The organism is Bradyrhizobium vignae (genome assembly GCF_900324035.1).
GTDB classification, from domain to species: domain Bacteria; phylum Pseudomonadota; class Alphaproteobacteria; order Rhizobiales; family Xanthobacteraceae; genus Bradyrhizobium; species Bradyrhizobium vignae.
The window spans coordinates 3250194-3267993 of sequence record NZ_LS398110.1 but is presented as its reverse complement, the minus strand read 5'-3'; the positions used below and the strand labels follow the sequence as shown (position 1 = coordinate 3267993).

Here is a 17800-nt window from a genome sequence, read left to right as displayed (position 1 = left end):
CCGATGCCGGGGACATGCCGGCCTCTTGCTACAGCGCAGCCCTTGGCACACAATTTGCCCCAAGAGGATGGCGTCTCCGGGCAGCCTTTTCAGTCCAAGTGATAGGCATGATAGACACGACAGAATTCCCGGGCGCCTCGAGGCGCCACAAGTTCCGCAGCCGGAGATAGGTGCATGCTGGGTTATCTTATTCGCCGCGTTCTGGCCGCGGTGCCCGTGATGGGCGTCGTCGCTCTGTTCGTGTTCCTGCTGCTGCGGCTGACGCCCGGCGATCCCGCCGCGATCCTCGCCGGCGACAACGCGACGCCGGAACGGCTCGAGCGCATCCGCGCCTCGCTCGGCCTCAACGAGCCGCTGATCGTGCAGTTCATCACCTGGGTGAACAAGCTGCTGCACGGCGACCTCGGAACCTCGCTGATCTCCAACCTGCCGGTGATGAAGATGATCGGCCAGCGCGTCGAGCCGTCGATCTCGATCGCGCTGTCGACCATCGTCCTCGCCGTGATCGTCGCAGTCCCGCTGGGCGTGATCGCGGCGTGGAAGCACGGCACCTGGATCGACCGTTTCGTGATGGGCCTGTCGGTCCTGGGCTTCTCGGTCCCGGTGTTCGTGGTCGGATATGTCCTGATCGAGATCTTCGCGATCGATTTGCGCTGGGTGCCGGTGCAGGGCTTCCGCAGCATCTCGAACGGCTTCGGGCCGTTCTTCGAGCGTATCATCCTGCCGACCTGCGCATTGTCCTTCATCTACATCGCGTTGATCGCGCGCATGACGCGCGCGGCGATGCTCGACGTGCTCGGCGAGGATTACGTGCGAACGGCGCGTGCGAAAGGCATCAACGAGGTTGCCGTGATGATGCGGCATGCGCTGCGCAACGCCGCCGTGCCGGTGATCACCGTGATCGGCACCGGCTTTGCGCTGCTGATCTCCGGTGTCGTCGTCACCGAGAGCGTGTTCAACATCCCCGGCATCGGCCGCCTCACCGTCGATGCGGTGCTGGCGCGCGACTATCCGGTGATCCAGGCGATGATCCTGCTGACGTCGCTGATCTATGTCGTCGTCAATCTCCTCATCGACGTCGCCTACACCCTGCTCGATCCCCGGATCCGGTACTGAGGCAAGGATAAGAACACACATGTCGGTCGATACCCTTCCCCAGTCGTCCATTCCGATCACGTCGCCACTGCGGCCGCGCTTCGGATTCCTCACCTCGACGCCGATCATCGCCACGGCGACGGTCCTGCTCGCCCTGATCGTGGTGGTCTCGATCGTCGCGCCGCTGATCGCGCCGCATGATCCGATCCAGCTCGCGCCGTCGCAGCGATTGAAGCCGTCCTCGGCGCAATTCCTGCTCGGCACCGACGCTTACGGACGCGACCTGTTGTCGCGCGTGATCTATGGCGGCCGCATCTCGCTTCTGATCGGCATCGGTTCGGCGATCCTGTCGATCGCCATCGGGCTCGCGATCGGCCTCGTCTCCGGCTTCTTCAAGCTGATCGATTCCGTCCTGATGCGCGTGATGGATGGCCTGATGGCGATGCCGAGCATCCTGCTCGCGATCGCCGTGGTCTCGCTCTCCGGCGCCAGCCTCTGGACCGTGCTGATCGCGATCACCATTCCCGAGATCCCGCGCGTGGCGCGCCTGGTCCGCTCCGTCGTGCTGTCGGCGCGCGAGGAGCCTTACGTCGAGGCCGCGATCTCGGTCGGCTCGAGCCTGCCGAAGATCATGTGGCGGCATCTGATGCCGAACACGATCGCGCCGCTGATCGTCCAGGGCACCTATGTCTGTGCAAGCGCGATCCTCACCGAGGCTATCCTCTCCTTCCTCGGCGCCGGCATCTCGCCGGAGACGCCGACCTGGGGCAACATCATGGCCGAGGGTCGCCAGTACTTCCAGATCAAGCCGTCGCTGATCTTCTGGCCGGGCCTCTTGCTCTCGATCGCCATCCTCAGCATCAACCTGATCGGCGACGCCGCGCGTGACGCCCTCGATCCCCGCATGAAGCAGCGGGAGGGCAAGTGATTTGTTTCCCCGGCCCATCCCCTTGTTCCGTCATTGCGAGCGAAGCGAAGCAATCCAGTCTGCCTCCGCGGAAACATTCTGGATTTGCTTCGTCGCCAGCGCAGAATTGCTCTGCAATCTTGTCGCGGGCTCCTCGCAATGACGACGGAGTGACCTGATGACCAAACTCGTTCTCGACATCAACAACCTCGTCGTCTCCGTCGGCAAGAAGCCGAAGGGCGCCAACATCATCGACGGCATCTCGATCCAGGTGCGCGAGCGCGAGACGCTGTGTCTCGTCGGCGAAAGCGGCTCGGGCAAGTCGGTGACCTCGCTCACCACGATGGGCCTGCTGCCGAAGGGGACGCTGGTTCCCACCGGCGGCAGCATCAAGCTGGTCGGCGAAGAGCTGCTCACCGCGACCGACCGCCGCCTGCGCCAGCTCCGCGCCACACAGATGGCCATGATCTTCCAGGAGCCGATGACAGCGCTCAATCCGGTGGTGCCGGTCGGCCGCCAGATCGACGAGGTGCTGCGCGCCCATACCGATCTCGATGCCAAAGCGCGCAAGAAGCGCATCCTCGACATGATGGAGCAGGTCCGCCTGCCCCAGGTCGAGCGCATCTTCGCCTCCTATCCGCACCGCCTCTCCGGCGGCCAGCGCCAGCGCATCATGATCGCGATGGCGCTGGTGCTGGAGCCGAAGCTCCTCATTGCCGACGAGCCGACCACCGCGCTCGACGTCACCACGCAGAAGCAGATCCTGACCCTGATCCGCGACCTCCAGCGCGATCACGGCACCGCCGTGCTGTTCATCACCCACGACATGGGCGTGGTCGCCGAGATCGCCGACCGCGTCGCGGTGATGCGGCAAGGCCGCCTCGTGGAGACCGGCCCGCTCGAGACCGTGCTGCGCAACCCGACCATGGAGTATACCCGCAACCTGCTGGCTTCAGTGCCGAGCCTGGTGCCGCGACAACCGCGCGAGGAGACCCGCGAGCCGATCGTGCTGGAAGCCAACGAGCTCAGCAAGATCTACAAGGAGCGCGCCTTCTTCGGCAAAGGCCGCGAGGTCGTCGCCGCCGACAAGGTCACGTTGACCTTGCGCAAGGGCCGCACCCTCGGCATCGTCGGCGAAAGCGGCTCGGGCAAGTCGACGGTCGCGCGCTGCATCGTCCGCCTGATCGATCCGACCTCGGGCGGCGTGCGCCTTGCCGGCCGCGAGATCGCCGACATCTCGCGCCGCCTGCTGCAGCCGCACCGGCAGAAGATCCAGATCGTGTTCCAGGATCCCTACCGCTCGCTCAATCCTCGCGTCACCGTCGGAGAGAGCATCGCGGAAGGCCCGATCAATTACGGCGTGGCGCACCCTGACGCGATGAAGCGGGCGCGAGAGCTGCTCGAGCTCGTCGGCCTGCCGGCCGATGCGGTGTCGCGTTACCCGCACCAGTTCTCCGGCGGCCAGCGCCAGCGCATTGCGATCGCCCGGGCGCTCGCGCTCGATCCGGATGTGCTGGTCGCGGACGAAGCGGTCTCCGCGCTCGACGTCTCGGTACAGGCGCAGGTGCTGGAACTGCTCGACGAGATCCAGAAGCGGCTCGGCATCGCCATCCTGTTCATCACCCACGATCTGCGCGTCGCCGCGCAGATCTGCGACGAGGTGGTGGTGATGCAGCACGGCCGCGTCGTCGAGCAGGGACCGGCCGCCGAAGTGCTGACGCATCCGAAGGAGGCCTACACCAAAGCCCTGCTGGATGCGGCACCGGGGCGTAACTGGGACTTCGCCAATTTCCGGCCGGTGGCGGAAGGCGTGGGGGCTACGGCGTAGCTCTCTCCCCTCGTCATTGCGCGCGTAGCGAAGCAATCCAGAATCCCTCCTTGGAAAGACTCTGGATTGCTTCGCTACGCTCGCAATGACGGTGTGCGCGGCACACATTCCCAAAACAGCTTGACCCTATGCGCGGCGCGATTGCTTCCCGCCTTGCCCTCGGCTGCGGGCCAAGGCTAACGTCGCGCACTTTCCAATGCTGGACTTGAATTGATGACACGCATCGCCGTCGGCGGCTTCCTGCACGAGACCAACACCTTCGCTCCGACCAAGGCGACCTTCGCGGATTTCCAGCATGGCGGCGGCTGGCCGGCGATGACTGAAGGTGCCGACGTCTTGAAGGTGATGCGCCGCATCAATGTCGGCCTTGCCGGCTTCGTCGACAGCGCCGAGGCGAACGGCTGGGAACTCATCCCGACCATCGCCTGCGGGGCGAGCCCCTCGGCCCATGTCACCAAGGACGCCTTCGAGCGCATCGTGAAGGTGATGGTCGACGGCATCGCAGCCGCGGGCCCGATCGACGCGGTCTATCTCGACCTGCATGGTGCGATGGTCACGGAGCATCTCGACGACGGTGAAGGCGAGATCCTGGCGCGTGTGCGCCGGGTCATCGGCAAGGATGTTCCGCTGGTCACCAGCCTCGATCTCCATGCCAACGTCACGCCCGAGATGATCGCGCATGCCGATGCGCTGATCGCCTACCGCACCTATCCCCACGTCGACATGGCCGAGACCGGCCGTGCCTGCGCAAAGCATCTGACGCTGCTGCTGGGGACGAAGCAACGCTACGCAAAGGCTTTCCGGCAGTTGCCCTTCCTGATCCCGATCAGCTGGCAATGCACCAACGACCAGCCCACCAAAGGCATTTACGAACAACTCGCGGCATTAGAGGGCGACGCCGTTCCGACGCTCTCCTTCGCCCCCGGCTTCCCTGCCGCCGATTTCCACCATTGCGGTCCAAGCGTATTCGCCTATGGCAAGACGCAAGCCGATGCCGACCGCGCAGCGGATGCGATGGTGAAGCTGATCGAAGGCCACGAGGACGATTTCGACGGCAAGATCTGGACGCCCGACGATGGCGTGCGCCATGCGATGGAGCTTTCCAAGAACGCGAGCAAGCCGATCATCATCGCCGACACCCAGGACAATCCCGGCGCCGGCGGCGATTCCGACACCACGGGCATGCTGCGCGCGCTGGTGCGCAACAAGGCGAGCGCCGCGACCGGCGCAATTTACGATCCGGTCTCGGCGAAGGCCGCGCACGAAGCCGGCATCGGCGCCACCGTGACGCTGTCACTCGGCGGCAAGTCGGGGATTCCCGGCGACGAGCCCTATCGCGAGACCTTTGTGGTCGAACAGCTCTCCGACGGCCGCTTCATCGCGCCCGGCCCCTACTATGGCGGCCGCGAGATGGAGATGGGTCCCTCCGCAGCCTTGCGCATCGGCGATGTCCGCGTGGTCGTCTCCTCGCACAAGGCCCAGCTCGCCGACCAGGCGATGTATCGCTATGTCGGCATCGAGCCGACACGAGAGAAGATCCTCGTCAACAAGAGCTCGGTGCATTTCCGTGCCGATTTCGAGCCGATCGCGGAGGCGCTGATGATCTGCGCCGCGCCCGGCGCGATGCCGGCCGACACTGCTTCCCTGCCCTGGACGCGCCTGCGGCCGGGCATCCGCATCAAGCCGAACGGCCCCGTTTTCAATCCTCCTTCACGCTAACCGGACAGGACACATGCCCACGATCGACCGCATCGACGGCTATGCCGACGAACTCACTGCCATCAGGCGCGACCTTCACGCCCATCCGGAGATCGGCTTCGAGGAGGTGCGCACCTCGGGCATCGTGGCCGACAAGCTGAAGAGCTGGGGCATCGAGGTGCATCGCGGTCTCGGCGGCACCGGCGTGATCGGTGTCATCAAGGGCAAGGGTTCGGGCACCAAGCGCATCGGCCTGCGCGCCGACATGGACGCGCTGCCGATGGAGGAGAACACCAATCTGAAATGGAGCTCGAAGATCCCCGGCCGCTTCCACGGCTGCGGCCATGACGGCCACACCACCATGCTGCTCGGCACCGCGCGCTATCTCGCCGAGACCCGGAACTTCGACGGCACCGTGCACCTGATCTTCCAGCCGGCCGAGGAAGGTCTCGGCGGCGCCCGCGCGATGATCAAGGACGGCCTGTTCGAAAAATTCCCCTGCGACGAGCTCTATGGCCTGCACAACGCGCCCGACCTCAACCACGGCGAGATCGCGATCCTGCCCGGGCCGGCCATGGCCAGCGCCGACTTCTTCGACCTCCGCATCACCGGCTATGGCGCGCATGGCGCGATGCCCGAGCGCTCCAAGGACGCCGTGATCATCGCGACCACGCTGGCGCAGGCAATCCAGACCATCGTCAGCCGCAACGTCGAGCCGCTGCAGGCTGCCGTCATCTCGATCACGCAGATTCACGCGGGTTCCGCCTACAACGTCATCCCCGGCGAAGCCCATCTCTGCGGCACCATCCGCACCTTCTCGGACGAAGTCCGCGCCATGGTCGCTGAACGCATCCGCGCGATCTGTGCCGGCATCGCGGCTGCGTTCCAGTGCACGATCGAAGCCGACATCCGCGACACGTTTGGCGTCCTGGTCAACCAGGTCGAGCAGTCCAAGGTGGTCGAGGAGGTTGCGCGCACGATCGTCGATCCCGCCAACGTGATCACCCGCGCCCAGCCGAAGATGGGCAGCGAGGATTTCGCCGACATGCTGCAGACCGTGCCCGGCGCCTATTTCTGGGTCGGCCATGACGGCTCTGTGCCCGTGCACAATCCCGGCTTCGTGCTCGACGACAAGATCCTGCCGATCGGCGCGAGCATGTTCGCCCGCATCATCGAGACGCGCATGCCGGTAGGTGGCAATGCATAAAAAGAGTGCCGAAGAGGCGGTCACCTCGCTGCACGATCTGTCCGCGGTCGATCTGATCGCGGGCTATCGCGCAAAACAGTTCTCGCCGAGCGAAGTGCTGGAGGACGTGCTCGCGCATGTCGCTGCGTGGGAACCGCATCTGAGGGCGCTCTATGCATTCGACCCCGACGCCGCGCGTGAGGCCGCAAAGGCCTCGACCGCGCGCTGGTCCGGCGGCGAGCCCTCCGGCGCGCTCGACGGCGTGCCTGTCACGGTGAAAGACAACATCGCAACCAAGGGTGTGCCGGTGCCGCTCGGCGCGGCCAGCGTCAGGCTCGTGCCGGCCGAGAAGGACGCGCCACCCGCCGCGCGGCTGCGCGAAGCCGGCGCGATCATCTTCGCCAAAACCACCATGCCCGATTACGGCATGCTGTCGTCGGGCCTCTCAAGCTTCCATGCGCTCGCGCGCAACCCCTGGGACCTCAGCAAGAACCCCGGCGGCTCCAGCGCCGGTGCTGGCGCCGCTGCCGCGGCCGGGTACGGTCCCTTGCATCTCGGCACCGATATCGGCGGCTCGGTCCGCCTGCCCGCCGCTTGGTGTGGCCTCGTCGGCCTGAAGCCGAGCTTCGGCCGCGTGCCGATCGATCCCACCTATATCGGCCGCGTCGCAGGTCCCATGACCCGCACCGTCGATGATTGCGCGCTCATGATGAGCGCGATTGCAAAGCCCGACCGGCGCGACGGCATGAGCCTGCCGGCCGAGCCGCTGAACTGGAAGGGATTGGAGAAGTCCCCGCGAAAGGCGCGTATCGGCCTGATGCTCGATCCCGGCTGCGGCCTTGCGCTGGAGAAGCCGGTGCGCGAGGTCGCGGTGAAGGCGGCAAAGGCGTTCGAATCCGCGGGCGCGGTCGTGACGGCAGTCGACGGCATTCTCACCCGCGAGATGCTCGACGGCCTCGACAATTTCTGGCGCGCGCGGATGTGGGACGATCTGTCGAAGCTGACGCCGGCCGAGCAGGCAAAGGTGCTGCCCTACATTTTCAAATGGGGCGAGTCCGGCGCGAAGCTCTCGGGCGTCGACGTCATCCGCGGCTTCAACCAGACCATGGCGATCCGCGCGGCGGCGTCAAAACTGTTCTGCGAGCTCGACTACGTGATCTCGCCGACCGCGCCGAACGTGAACTTTCCGGCGGAGTGGGCCTCGCCGACCAATGATCCCATGAAGCCGTTCGAGCACATCGCCTATACCGTGCCATGGAATATGTCGGAGAATCCAGCGGTCTCGATCAATGGCGGCTTCGACGCCAAGGGTTTTCCCATCGGCGTGCAGATCGTCGGCCGCCGCTTCGACGACATCGGCGTGCTCGGCATGGCCAAGGCTTTTGAAGGTCTGCGCGGCCCGCAGCGCCCCTGGCCCAAGCCGCCGGCGCAGTAGACTCGCATTCCAGCGTCTCAGCACAATTCGTCATGCGCGGGCTCGACCCGCGCATCCATCCTCTTCAAAAAAGATGGATTGCCGGGTCAAGCCCGGCAATGACAGAATTGATTCAAGAATGACAAGGAAGGAAACCACCATGGCGTATGAGACGATCAAGTATGAGGTCGCCGAGCAGATCCTCACCATCACGCTGAACCGGCCCGACAAGCTCAACGCCTTCAACGCGCAGATGCAGGCAGAGCTGATCGATGCGTTCGACGCCGCCGACAAGGACGACAACGTCCGCGCCATCATCGTCACCGGCGCGGGCCGCGGATTTTGCGCGGGCGCCGATCTTTCGTCCGGCGCCGACACGTTCGATCGCGACGCACGGCGCGGGCCGGTGAAGCGGTTCGCCGACGGCAAGGTCGATTACAGCGATCCGCAGGTGCGCGACGGCGGCGGCCAGGTCACCTTGCGCATCTTCAAGTGCCTGAAGCCCGTGATCGCCGCGGTGAACGGGCCCGCCGTCGGCATCGGCGTCACCATGCAGCTTGCGATGGACATCCGCATCGCCTCCGAGGCCGCACGCTTCGGCTTCGTGTTCTCCCAGCGCGGCATCGTGCCGGAGGCCGCCTCGAGCTGGTTCCTGCCGCGCATCGTCGGCATCTCGCAGGCGCTGGAATGGTGCTATTCGGGCCGCGTCTTCCCCGCCCAGGAAGCGCTTGCGGGGCGCCTCGTCAGCAAGGTGGTCCCGCCGGACGATCTGCTGCCGACCGCACGTGCGCTGGCAAAGGAGTTCGCCGCCAAGACCGCGCCGGTGTCGGTGGCGCTGATCCGCCAGATGATGTGGCGCATGATGGGCGCCGACGATCCCATGGAAGCCCACAAGGTCGACAGCCGCGGCATCTATGCCCGCGGCCGCTCGGACGACGTGAAGGAAGGCGTGGTGTCGTTCCTGGAGAAGCGTCCGGCGCAGTTCAAGAACAAGGTGTCGACGGACATGCCGGACTATTTCCCGTGGTGGACGGAGCGGGAGTATAAGTGAGGCTCTAGAGATGGTGGGCGCGGCGCAAGAGCGCCTTTGCCCACCTGCGGCAGCGTCACTCCATCACCAGCGCCACGCGCCCGATCGCCTTGCGGTCGATCAACAACCGCATCGCCTTCGCGTAATCCTGCAGCGGTAGGCGGTGCGAGACGTTCGGGCGCAGCTTGCCCTCCTCCGCCCATCGCAAGAGCGCCTTCAGGCGCACTTCTCCGAGCGCGGGATCTCTCCGTGCCGCCTCGCCGGCGCGCACGCCGAGCACGCTGGCGCCCTTGATCAGCAGCAGATTGGTCTTGGCCGAACCGATGCCGCCGGTGAAACCGATCACCAGGAGCCGCGCGCCCCAGGCGATGCAACGCATCGAGTCCTCAAAGACCTGGCCGCCGACGGGATCGAACACGACATCGGCCCCGCGGCCGTCGGTGATGCGCTTGACCGCGTCGCGAAACGGCTCGCGGTCGTAGCGGATCAGGTGATCGGCGCCACGCGATTTCGCGACAGCAAGCTTTTCGTCACTGGAGGCGGTGGCGATCACGGTCGCGCCCAGCATCTTGCCGATCTCGACGGCGGCAAGGCCGACGCCGCCAGCGGCGCCATGCACCAGCAGCACCTCACCCGGCGCGACCCGGCCGCGGTCGATCAGCGCGTGGTAGGCGGTGCCGTGGCCCGCGAGATAGGTTGCGGCCTCGGCGTACTCGAACGTGGAAGGCATCGGCGTGAGCTGGGCCGGCGTCACCACAGCTTCGTCGGTGAAGGCACCATGGCGCATCTTGACGATGACCTTGTCGCCGACGGTGACGCCCCTCGCCTCCGCGCCCACCTCGGTGACATCGCCGGCGGCTTCCATTCCGGGCGTGAACGGCAGCTCCGGCTTGAGCTGATATTCGCCGGCGGCCATCAGCACGTCGGGAAAATTCAATCCGGCGGCGCGGATGGCGACGCGGACCTCGCCCGGCTTCAGCGCGCGCGACGGAAACTCTTCCAGCAGCAAATGCTCGGGCGCGCCGAGTTCACGGCAGATGACGGCGCGTACCATCAGGCTGCGCTCGCCCTGCGGCGCAGCAGCGCCTCGCGGATCAGCGGCAGGCGGTCGTTGCCGAAATACATGTCGGTCTTGCCGACGAAGATAGTCGGCGAGCCGAAGCCGCCGCGCGCGACCACCTCCTCAGTATTGGCCTTGAGCTGATCCTTGATGCTCTGTTCCGAAATGCCGGCGAAGAATCTCTGTTCGTCGAGACCTACCTTCCTGCAGATCCCGGCGAGCACCGCGTCCTGCGAGATATCCTCGTCCGCGCCCCAATAGGTCTCGAACACGGCGGTCGCAAACGGCAGCATGTCCTTGCCCAGCCAGATGCAGCCGCGCATCGCCTTGACGCTGTTCACCGGAAACACCGTCGGCGGCATCTTGATCGACAGGCCGGCCGAGCGCGCCCAGTCATTGAGATCCTTCAGCATGTAGCGCGCCTTCAGCGGCACCGGCTTCTCCCGCTGCGCATAGACGCTCGGATTGACCGTGTTGAAGATGCCGCCGACCAGGATCGGCCGCCAGACGATCTCCGCCCCGAGCTCCTTCGCGAGCGGCTGGATGTTGTGGAAGGCGAGATAGGTCCAGGGGCTGGAGCAGTCGAAGAAGAATTCGATCATGGCGTTTCCGATCCGGCGTCGCGGGTTTCAGGACGACTTTTGTTGTTCTGTACCTCGACGTTAAGTCATGGCAGGAAGGGGCGCAACACAACCTGCCGGGAGGGCCGCCATGCTGTTTCCAACCACGATCGCCGGCTCCTTGCCGAAGCCGGAATGGCTCGCCGAGCCGAACATGCTCTGGGCGCCCTGGAAGTCACAGGGCGAAGAGCTCCTGCGCGCCAAGCGCGATGCGACGCTGATCTGGCTGAAGATCCAGGAGGACGCCGGCATCGACATCGTCACCGAGGGCGAGCAGGCGCGTCAGCATTTCGTCCACGGCTTCCTGGAGAAGATCGAAGGCATCGATTTCGCCCACAAGGTCGAGATGGGCATCCGCAAGGACCGCTACAAGGCGATGGTGCCGCAGGTCGTCGCCCCGCTCCGCCTCAAGGGCCGCGTCCATGACTTCGAGGCGCGCGTCGCGCGCACGCACACGAAGAAGCAGCTGAAATTCACCCTGCCAGGGCCAATGACCATCATCGACACCATTGCCGATCGCTATTATGGCGACCGCGTGAAGATGGCCTTTGCCTTCGCCGAGCTGCTCAACGAGGAGGCCAAGGCATTGCAGGCCGACGGCGTCGATCTCGTGCAGTTCGACGAGCCCGCCTTCAACGTCTACATGGACGAGGTCAACGATTGGGGCATCAAGGCGCTGGAGCGCGCTGCGCAGGGGCTGACCTGCGCCACCGCCGTGCATATCTGCTACGGCTACGGCATCAAGGCCAACACCGACTGGAAGGAAACGCTCGGCACGCAATGGCGGCAGTATGAGCAGATCTTCCCGGCGATCGACGCGAGCCCGATCCAGCAGGTCGCGATCGAATGCCGCAATTCGAAGGTGCCGCTCGAGCTGCTGGCACTGCTCGAGACCAAGATCGTGCAAGCCGGCGTGATCGACGTCGCCAGCGACACGGTGGAGACTGCCGAGGACGTCATGAAGGTGATCGAGGCGGTGTCGAAATTCGTGCCCAAGAGCAACATCATCGCCACCACCAATTGCGGCATGGCGCCGATGCGGCGGGAGATCGCTGAAGCAAAGCTGGCAGCGCTCGGTGCGGGTGCTGCGCTGGCGCGCGAGAAGCTGGGCTGATGGCGGCGATCCGCTAGTCCCTCGGCTGGTCCAGAGCCGTCGGATGCAGTGCCGGCTGATATCCGGCGCCGAGCGCCCGCAGTGTGGACGGGGGCGTCAGCAGCATCGGGCTCTCCAGCTCGTGCGCGGCACGGGCATAGCCGGCTGGCGACCATAGCAGCGGCCGGCCCTTCATCATCAGAAAGCTCTGCTCACCCTGCTGCAGCATCGCGCCATCGGGCAATTCCGCGAGCGGTCCCGGCAGCGCGTGCAGGCGTTTGCGGCCACGATCCAGACGTTCCAGATGCAGCCGGGCGTCCATCGCCTTTGCGCTCACTTTGCTCACCCCATTTCCCCCCTCCCATGCCGCGCGGAAGCGGTTGGCATCATCGCGGCGGCAGAAGAAGCAGGGACGGTGTCCGGCTGCAAAGGCGGTGGCTTCGTCGAGAAAGAACAGCTCGGTCCAGCTCCGCCGTGCCATCACCGGGCGCCGCCAGCCGCGGAATTCGCAGAGGCATGTGATCCAGGCCGGTGTCGACCAGCGCTTCTTCAGAAGCGTCTTGGTCGCGGGATCGTGGATGATGCCGCGGTTGCCGGTGAACATGCCCCGGTGCGGCGTGGCGATGATGTCGCCGGTCGGAGTGACGCGGTTTTGCAGGGGCATGGGTGCCTCCGCGCGTCATTGCGAAGAAACCCGCGACAAAATTGCGAAGCAATTTTGCGCTGGCGACGAAGCAATCCAGACTGTTTCCGCGGATACATCTCTGGATTGCTTCGCGGAGCCTGTCATCGGGCCGCGCTTCGCGCGGACCCGTTGGCTCGCAATGACGGGGACGGTCACGCCGCCCCGTCACGAAGCGGCGGATGGTAGGACAGCGCGGTGTCCCAGGGGAAGAAGATCCAGGTGTCCTGCGACACTTCCGTGATGAAAGTGTCGACCAGCGGGCGGCCCTTCGGCTTGGCGTAGACGGTGGCGAAATGCGCATCGGGCAGCATCTCACGCACCAGCTTGCCGGTCTTGCCGGTGTCGACGAGATCGTCGACGATGAGCAGCCCCCTGCCGGTGCCGCCGCCGAGCTTCATCGCCGCCTCGGAAATGCCCTTGAGGACCTGCAGCTCGCCCTGCTTGGTGTGGTCGTAGCTCGCAATGCAAACCGTATCGATGACGCGCACCCCGAGTTCGCGCGCCACGATCGCAGCAGGCACCAGGCCGCCGCGGGTGATTGCGATCACCGCATGGAACGGACCAACTTCGTTGAGCCGCCAGGTCAGCGCCCGGCAATCCCGGTGGAACTGGTCCCACGAGACCGGGAAGGCCTTGCCCGCCCGCTCCTGCGCGCTCAGTTCCGGTGCTTCACCAGCCATTGTCATCTCCTGCTTCGTCTGCCGGCAAAGTCCCTGCTAGCGGGTGACGTTCAATCCCGCCAGCATTTCCTTCACGGCGGCCATCGCCGCGGCCAGCTTCGCCGGATCGCGCGAGCGCACCACCAGATTGGTGTTGGGCTTCTGCTCCTCGTCCATGAACGGATAGCTGCCGATGATCGTCTCCGGATGGGCGGCCGCGATTGCCCGCAACGGACTCCCGATGTCGCCCTCCCGGGCGTTCGCGCGAACCGATTCGGAGAGCATGCGCACGCCGGATTTCAGCTTGGGCGAGACGATGTCCATCATCGCCTGCATGATCGATGGCACGCCGGCCATCACGATGACGTTGCCGATCTTGAAGCCGGGAGCGAGGATGGTTGCGCTCTGGATCAGTTCGGCGCCGTCGGGAATGCGGGCCATGCGCAGGCGGGCCTCATTGAGGTCCTGCTCGCTCCAGCGCTCGCGGAAACGCGCAACCACCTCCGGATGATGATCGATGCCGACGCCGAATGCCTTGGCAACGCTGTCGGCTGTGATGTCGTCATGGGTCGGCCCGATGCCGCCCGTCGTGAAGACATAGGTGTAGCGATGCCGGAGTGCGTCCAGGGCGGCGATGATGTCGGCCTCGTCGTCGGAGACGATCCGGACCTCCTTCAGGTCGATGCCGATATTGGTCAGGTATTCGGCGATGAAGCCGATGTTCTTGTCCTTGGTCCGGCCGGACAGGATTTCGTCCCCAATGACCAGAATGCCCGCCGTGACGATCTCGCTCATGCCTTAAGTCCCTCACCTGTGACGCCGACTCTGCCGAGGTAACGCGTTGAAGTCACGCGGTTTTGCTTCTGAAATAAGCAGTCCTCAGCCATTTTTTCAGGCAAGCCGCCGGCCATCCCCGGCAAATGCCCCTTCTCCATGCTTATCGCGCTGGCCCGGCCCTTGCTACCTCCTACGGAAGTCATGCACTCTCACGGCATGGCCACAGGACGTTGCGGTCTTCAGCAAGGCCCAAGCGACCTGACCGATGGCGCAAGGCCTGGGGGAGAACAGTCGGAATCCATGGCAGTCGCGTTTGACGAAATGAATATTCCCGGCGGGGAGCTTCGCCCCGCCTATCAGGAGCTGGCGCGCTGGCTCAAGGAGACGCCTCCCGAGGCCCTCGAATATCGGCGCCAGGAAGCCGAGCTCCTGTTCCGTCGGATCGGCATTACCTTTGCGGTCTACGGCGATTCCGAGTCCACCGAGCGTCTGATCCCCTTCGACGTGATCCCGCGAATCATGTCCGGCAAGGAATGGGCGCTGCTGGAGAAGGGCCTGAAGCAGCGGGTGCGCGCGCTCAACATGTTCCTGCGCGACATCTATCATGGCCGCGACATCCTCCGCGCCGAGGTCGTGCCCGACGATTTGATCTTCCAGAACCCGGTGTTCCGCCCCGAGATGAACGGCCAGCACGTGCCGCACGACGTCTACGTGCACATTGCCGGCATCGACATCGTCCGGGTCGATGCCGAGGACTTCATCGTGCTGGAGGACAATGCCCGCACGCCGTCGGGCGTGTCCTACATGCTGGAAAACCGCGAGATCATGATGCGGCTGTTTCCGGATCTGTTCGCCCGCCACAAGGTGGCGCCGGTCGAACGCTATCCGGACGAACTGCTCTCGGCGCTGCGCTCGGTCGCGCCGCAAAGCGCATCCGGCGAGCCGACCGTCGCCCTGCTCACGCCGGGCGTCTACAACTCGGCCTATTATGAGCACTCGTTCCTCGCCGACAAGCTCGGTATCGAGCTGGTCGAGGGCGGCGACCTCATCGTCAAGAACAACGAAGTGTTCATGCGGACGACGGAAGGGCTGAAGCGGGTCGACGTGATCTATCGCCGTGTCGACGACGATTTCCTCGATCCTCTCACCTTCCGCCCCGATTCCGTGCTCGGCGTGCCCGGGCTGATGTCGGCCTACGCCGCCGGCAACATCACGCTCGCCAACGCCGTCGGCACCGGCATCGCCGACGACAAGGCGATCTACTCCTACATGCCTGACATCGTGAAATTCTATCTCGGCGAGGAGCCGATCCTGAAGAACGTGCCGACCTGGCGCTGCCGCGAGCCGAAGGACCTCGCTTATGTGCTGGACAATCTGGGCGAGCTCGTCGTCAAGGAGGTGCATGGCTCCGGCGGCTACGGCATGCTGATCGGACCCGCCGCGACCAAAGCGACCATCGAGGCATTCCGTGACAAGCTCAAGCGCGAGCCGGAAGGTTTCATCGCCCAGCCGACGCTGGCGCTGTCGACCTGCCCGACCTGCACCGCATCCGGCCTCGCCCCGCGCCACGTCGATCTTCGCCCCTTCGTGCTCACGGGCAGCAAGAGCACCACGATCGTGCCGGGCGGCCTCACCCGCGTCGCGCTGAAGGAGGGCTCGCTGGTGGTGAATTCGAGCCAGGGCGGCGGCACCAAGGACACCTGGATTCTGGACGAGTAGAGAGATGCTGTCGCGTACCGCCGAAAACCTCTATTGGCTCGCCCGCTACGTCGAACGGGCCGAATATCTCGCGCGCACTATCGATGCGACGCTGCGCGTCACCGCGCTTCCCGCCGCCTATATCGGCAAGACCAACGAATGGGACTCGGCGCTGCTCACCGCCGGCGTCGCCGCCAGCTTCTATCAGGCCTATGAGGAAGCCAACGAGCACAACGTCGTCGAGTATCTCTCGTTCTCGCCGAACAACCCGTCCTCGATCAGAAACTGCATCGAAGCGGCGCGGCTGAACTCTCGCTCGGTGCGCACGGCGCTGACCAGCGAGATGTGGGACACCATCAACTCGGCCTGGATCGAGCTCCAGGCTGTTTGGAGCAAGGGCACCTCGACGCGCGAGGACCTCGCCAAATTCCTCCGCTTCGTGCAGGAGACCTCGCTGCGGTTCGACGGCTCGGCCTACCGGACCATGCTGCGCAACGATGCCTATTGGTTCTCGCGGATGGGTGTACATCTGGAACGCGCCGACAACACCGCGCGCATTCTCGACGTGAAATATCATGTGCTGTTGCCCGAGGAGGAGCACGTCGGCGGCCCGCTCGACTTCTACCAGTGGAGCTCGATCCTGCGCTCGGTCTCGGCGCTGACCGCCTATCACTGGGTCTATCGCGAGACGCTGAAGCCGTGGCTGATCGCGGATCTCTTGATCCTCAACGACACGCTGCCGCGCTCGCTCGCCAGCTGCTACGGCAACCTCGTGCGCAACCTCGACCAGATCGGCGTCGCCTATGGCCGCCAGGGCCCGGCCCAGCGCCACGCCCGCGGCATCCGCAACCGGCTGGAACACAGCAACATGAACGACATTTTCCAGCATGGCGTGCATGAATTCATTCAGGAATTCATCGCGGACAATTCCAGGCTGGGCGAAATCATTACGAAGCAGTATTTGATCTGATGTCCCCCGACTGACGAAATGGGATATCGTCATGGCCGGGCAAAAGCGCGAAGCGCGTCTTCGCGCTAGATGTCCCGGCCGTCCACCGTTCTTGCTTTCACGCGACGAGGAAGAACGTGGATGCCCGGGACAAGCCCGGGCATGACGAGCTTCTTCGCGGGAGCAGTCGGGCTAACCACTAACTGCACGGTCCACCATGCGCCTGCGAATCCAGCACACCACGACCTATCGCTACGAGCCGCCGGTCACGGGCGTGATCCAGATCCTGCGCATGACGCCGGGCAGCCATGATGGGCAGTACGTCGCGGAATGGCAGATCGACGTCTCCACCGACACCAAGCTCGACATGCATGAGGATGCGTTCGGCAACGTCATACACGTGCTGTCCTGCGGACCTGTCGCCGACATCCAGATCACCGCCGAGGGGCTGATCGAGACCCACGACACCGGCGGCGTGCTGCGCGGCACTGACGAGCGCTTCCCGGCCGGCATGTTCCTGCGCTCCACCAACCTCACCTCCGTCAATCCGGCGATGGCGGCGGTCGCGCGCCAGTTGCGGAGCGAAGCCGAGAGCGACACGCTGGGCTTCCTGCACACGCTGATGACGCAAATCGCCGATCACATGACGTTCGACCAGGACCACACCAACAGCGGCACGTCCGCGGCGGAGGCATTCGCGCTCAAGCGTGGTGTCTGCCAGGATTACGCGCACATCTTCATCGCCTGCGCCCGCGCCGGCGGCGTGCCCGCGCGCTTCGTCTCCGGGCATTTCTTGCGTGCAGACGACATGGTGCATCAGGACGCCGGGCACGCCTGGGCGGAGGCTTACGTGCCCGATCTCGGCTGGGTCGGGTTCGATCCCGCCAACAGCATCTGCGCCACCGACGCCCATGTCCGCGTTGCGATCGGGCTCGACTATCTCGGCGCAGCCCCGGTGCGCGGCACCCGCTATGGCGGTGGCACGGAAACGCTGGCGGTGGCCGTGAAGGTCGAGCAGGCCGGCCGCGGCGGGCAGTCGCAATCGCAGCGACAGAGCTAACTCCGTCACCGCCTGCAATCGGGGGTTGGACCGGCCCCTGA

Annotated in this window: 16 protein-coding genes; 11 read left to right on the top strand and 5 right to left on the bottom strand. The window is 65.1% G+C overall.

Annotated elements, in window-relative coordinates; genetic code table 11:
• Nucleotides 1–174 precede the first annotated feature (174 nt).
• The 7 genes from BRAD3257_RS15710 (at nucleotide 175) to BRAD3257_RS15680 (ending at nucleotide 9179) form a co-directional block, all read left to right on the top strand.
• Nucleotides 175–1116, top strand: coding sequence for an ABC transporter permease (locus BRAD3257_RS15710; RefSeq protein ID WP_162500221.1), 942 nt, complete (start codon nucleotides 175–177; stop codon nucleotides 1114–1116).
• Between the two features lie 19 nt (nucleotides 1117–1135).
• A complete protein-coding gene (locus tag BRAD3257_RS15705; RefSeq protein ID WP_122402580.1) occupies nucleotides 1136–2023 on the top strand; it encodes an ABC transporter permease in 888 nt (295 codons plus the stop codon).
• 157 nt (nucleotides 2024–2180) lie between these two features.
• Nucleotides 2181–3830 (top strand): ABC transporter ATP-binding protein, encoded by a 1650-nt coding sequence (locus tag BRAD3257_RS15700; RefSeq protein ID WP_122402579.1) that lies wholly within the window; start codon nucleotides 2181–2183, stop codon nucleotides 3828–3830.
• Nucleotides 3831–4043: 213 nt separating this feature from the next.
• Entirely contained in the window at nucleotides 4044–5549 is a 1506-nt protein-coding gene (locus BRAD3257_RS15695; protein WP_122402578.1) for a M81 family metallopeptidase, read from the top strand.
• A gap of 13 nt (nucleotides 5550–5562) precedes the next feature.
• Nucleotides 5563–6735, top strand: coding sequence for a M20 aminoacylase family protein (locus BRAD3257_RS15690; protein WP_122402577.1), 1173 nt, complete (start codon nucleotides 5563–5565; stop codon nucleotides 6733–6735).
• Nucleotides 6728–8149, top strand: a complete 1422-nt coding sequence (locus BRAD3257_RS15685; protein ID WP_122402576.1) for an amidase — start codon at nucleotides 6728–6730, stop codon at nucleotides 8147–8149. Before BRAD3257_RS15690 ends, BRAD3257_RS15685 begins: the two co-directional genes overlap by 8 nt.
• 139 nt (nucleotides 8150–8288) lie before the next feature.
• Nucleotides 8289–9179 carry a crotonase/enoyl-CoA hydratase family protein gene (locus BRAD3257_RS15680; protein WP_122402575.1) on the top strand — a complete coding sequence of 297 codons (891 nt, stop codon included), beginning with the start codon at nucleotides 8289–8291 and terminating at the stop codon, nucleotides 9177–9179.
• Between the two features lie 55 nt (nucleotides 9180–9234).
• Here BRAD3257_RS15680 and BRAD3257_RS15675 read toward each other — a convergent pair whose 3' ends face one another.
• Nucleotides 9235–10212 (bottom strand): NADPH:quinone oxidoreductase family protein, encoded by a 978-nt coding sequence (locus BRAD3257_RS15675; RefSeq protein ID WP_122402574.1) that lies wholly within the window; start codon nucleotides 10210–10212, stop codon nucleotides 9235–9237.
• On the bottom strand, nucleotides 10212–10820 hold the full coding sequence (locus BRAD3257_RS15670; RefSeq protein WP_122402573.1) for a 2-hydroxychromene-2-carboxylate isomerase: 609 nt from the start codon (nucleotides 10818–10820) through the stop codon (nucleotides 10212–10214). The genes BRAD3257_RS15675 and BRAD3257_RS15670 overlap by 1 nt, the downstream gene beginning before the upstream one ends.
• 109 nt (nucleotides 10821–10929) lie before the next feature.
• Here BRAD3257_RS15670 and BRAD3257_RS15665 point away from each other — a divergent pair, with 109 nt between their 5' ends.
• A complete protein-coding gene (locus BRAD3257_RS15665) occupies nucleotides 10930–11952 on the top strand; it encodes a methionine synthase (RefSeq protein ID WP_122402572.1) in 1023 nt (340 codons plus the stop codon).
• Between the two features lie 13 nt (nucleotides 11953–11965).
• On the opposite strand, the gene BRAD3257_RS15660 is transcribed toward BRAD3257_RS15665, so the two are convergent.
• The 3 genes from BRAD3257_RS15660 to BRAD3257_RS15650 form a co-directional block, all read right to left on the bottom strand.
• Nucleotides 11966–12595, bottom strand: a complete 630-nt coding sequence (locus BRAD3257_RS15660) for a hypothetical protein (RefSeq protein WP_122402571.1) — start codon at nucleotides 12593–12595, stop codon at nucleotides 11966–11968.
• 173 nt (nucleotides 12596–12768) lie between these two features.
• Nucleotides 12769–13296, bottom strand: a complete 528-nt coding sequence (gpt, locus tag BRAD3257_RS15655) for a xanthine phosphoribosyltransferase (protein WP_122402570.1) — start codon at nucleotides 13294–13296, stop codon at nucleotides 12769–12771.
• A 36-nt stretch (nucleotides 13297–13332) separates the two neighbouring features.
• Nucleotides 13333–14070, bottom strand: coding sequence for a competence/damage-inducible protein A (locus tag BRAD3257_RS15650; RefSeq protein ID WP_122402569.1), 738 nt, complete (start codon nucleotides 14068–14070; stop codon nucleotides 13333–13335).
• Nucleotides 14071–14352: 282 nt separating this feature from the next.
• On the opposite strand from BRAD3257_RS15650, the gene BRAD3257_RS15645 reads away from it, so the two are divergent.
• From BRAD3257_RS15645 to BRAD3257_RS15635, 3 genes are all read left to right on the top strand, one after another.
• Nucleotides 14353–15771 carry a circularly permuted type 2 ATP-grasp protein gene (locus BRAD3257_RS15645; RefSeq protein ID WP_122402568.1) on the top strand — a complete coding sequence of 473 codons (1419 nt, stop codon included), beginning with the start codon at nucleotides 14353–14355 and terminating at the stop codon, nucleotides 15769–15771.
• A gap of 4 nt (nucleotides 15772–15775) precedes the next feature.
• A complete protein-coding gene (locus BRAD3257_RS15640) occupies nucleotides 15776–16720 on the top strand; it encodes an alpha-E domain-containing protein (RefSeq protein WP_122402567.1) in 945 nt (314 codons plus the stop codon).
• 196 nt (nucleotides 16721–16916) lie between these two features.
• The gene (locus BRAD3257_RS15635; protein WP_122402566.1) at nucleotides 16917–17759 is read left to right on the top strand and encodes a transglutaminase family protein; all 843 of its coding nucleotides are present in this window, start codon (nucleotides 16917–16919) and stop codon (nucleotides 17757–17759) included.
• Nucleotides 17760–17800: the final 41 nt, after the last annotated feature.

Excerpts from the sequence above, each read along its gene's own strand:
- BRAD3257_RS15710 (WP_162500221.1), top strand. The coding sequence starts at position 175 with ATGCTGGGTTATCTTATTCGCCGCGTTCTGGCCGCGGTGCCCGTGATG.
- BRAD3257_RS15705 (WP_122402580.1), top strand. The coding sequence starts at position 1,136 with ATGTCGGTCGATACCCTTCCCCAGTCGTCCATTCCGATCACGTCGCCA.
- BRAD3257_RS15700 (WP_122402579.1), top strand. The coding sequence starts at position 2,181 with ATGACCAAACTCGTTCTCGACATCAACAACCTCGTCGTCTCCGTCGGC.
- BRAD3257_RS15695 (WP_122402578.1), top strand. The coding sequence starts at position 4,044 with ATGACACGCATCGCCGTCGGCGGCTTCCTGCACGAGACCAACACCTTC.
- BRAD3257_RS15690 (WP_122402577.1), top strand. The coding sequence starts at position 5,563 with ATGCCCACGATCGACCGCATCGACGGCTATGCCGACGAACTCACTGCC.
- BRAD3257_RS15685 (WP_122402576.1), top strand. The coding sequence starts at position 6,728 with ATGCATAAAAAGAGTGCCGAAGAGGCGGTCACCTCGCTGCACGATCTG.
- BRAD3257_RS15680 (WP_122402575.1), top strand. The coding sequence starts at position 8,289 with ATGGCGTATGAGACGATCAAGTATGAGGTCGCCGAGCAGATCCTCACC.
- BRAD3257_RS15675 (WP_122402574.1), bottom strand. The coding sequence starts at position 10,212 with ATGGTACGCGCCGTCATCTGCCGTGAACTCGGCGCGCCCGAGCATTTG.
- BRAD3257_RS15670 (WP_122402573.1), bottom strand. The coding sequence starts at position 10,820 with ATGATCGAATTCTTCTTCGACTGCTCCAGCCCCTGGACCTATCTCGCC.
- BRAD3257_RS15665 (WP_122402572.1), top strand. The coding sequence starts at position 10,930 with ATGCTGTTTCCAACCACGATCGCCGGCTCCTTGCCGAAGCCGGAATGG.
- BRAD3257_RS15660 (WP_122402571.1), bottom strand. The coding sequence starts at position 12,595 with ATGCCCCTGCAAAACCGCGTCACTCCGACCGGCGACATCATCGCCACG.
- gpt (WP_122402570.1), bottom strand. The coding sequence starts at position 13,296 with ATGGCTGGTGAAGCACCGGAACTGAGCGCGCAGGAGCGGGCGGGCAAG.
- BRAD3257_RS15650 (WP_122402569.1), bottom strand. The coding sequence starts at position 14,070 with ATGAGCGAGATCGTCACGGCGGGCATTCTGGTCATTGGGGACGAAATC.
- BRAD3257_RS15645 (WP_122402568.1), top strand. The coding sequence starts at position 14,353 with ATGGCAGTCGCGTTTGACGAAATGAATATTCCCGGCGGGGAGCTTCGC.
- BRAD3257_RS15640 (WP_122402567.1), top strand. The coding sequence starts at position 15,776 with ATGCTGTCGCGTACCGCCGAAAACCTCTATTGGCTCGCCCGCTACGTC.
- BRAD3257_RS15635 (WP_122402566.1), top strand. The coding sequence starts at position 16,917 with ATGCGCCTGCGAATCCAGCACACCACGACCTATCGCTACGAGCCGCCG.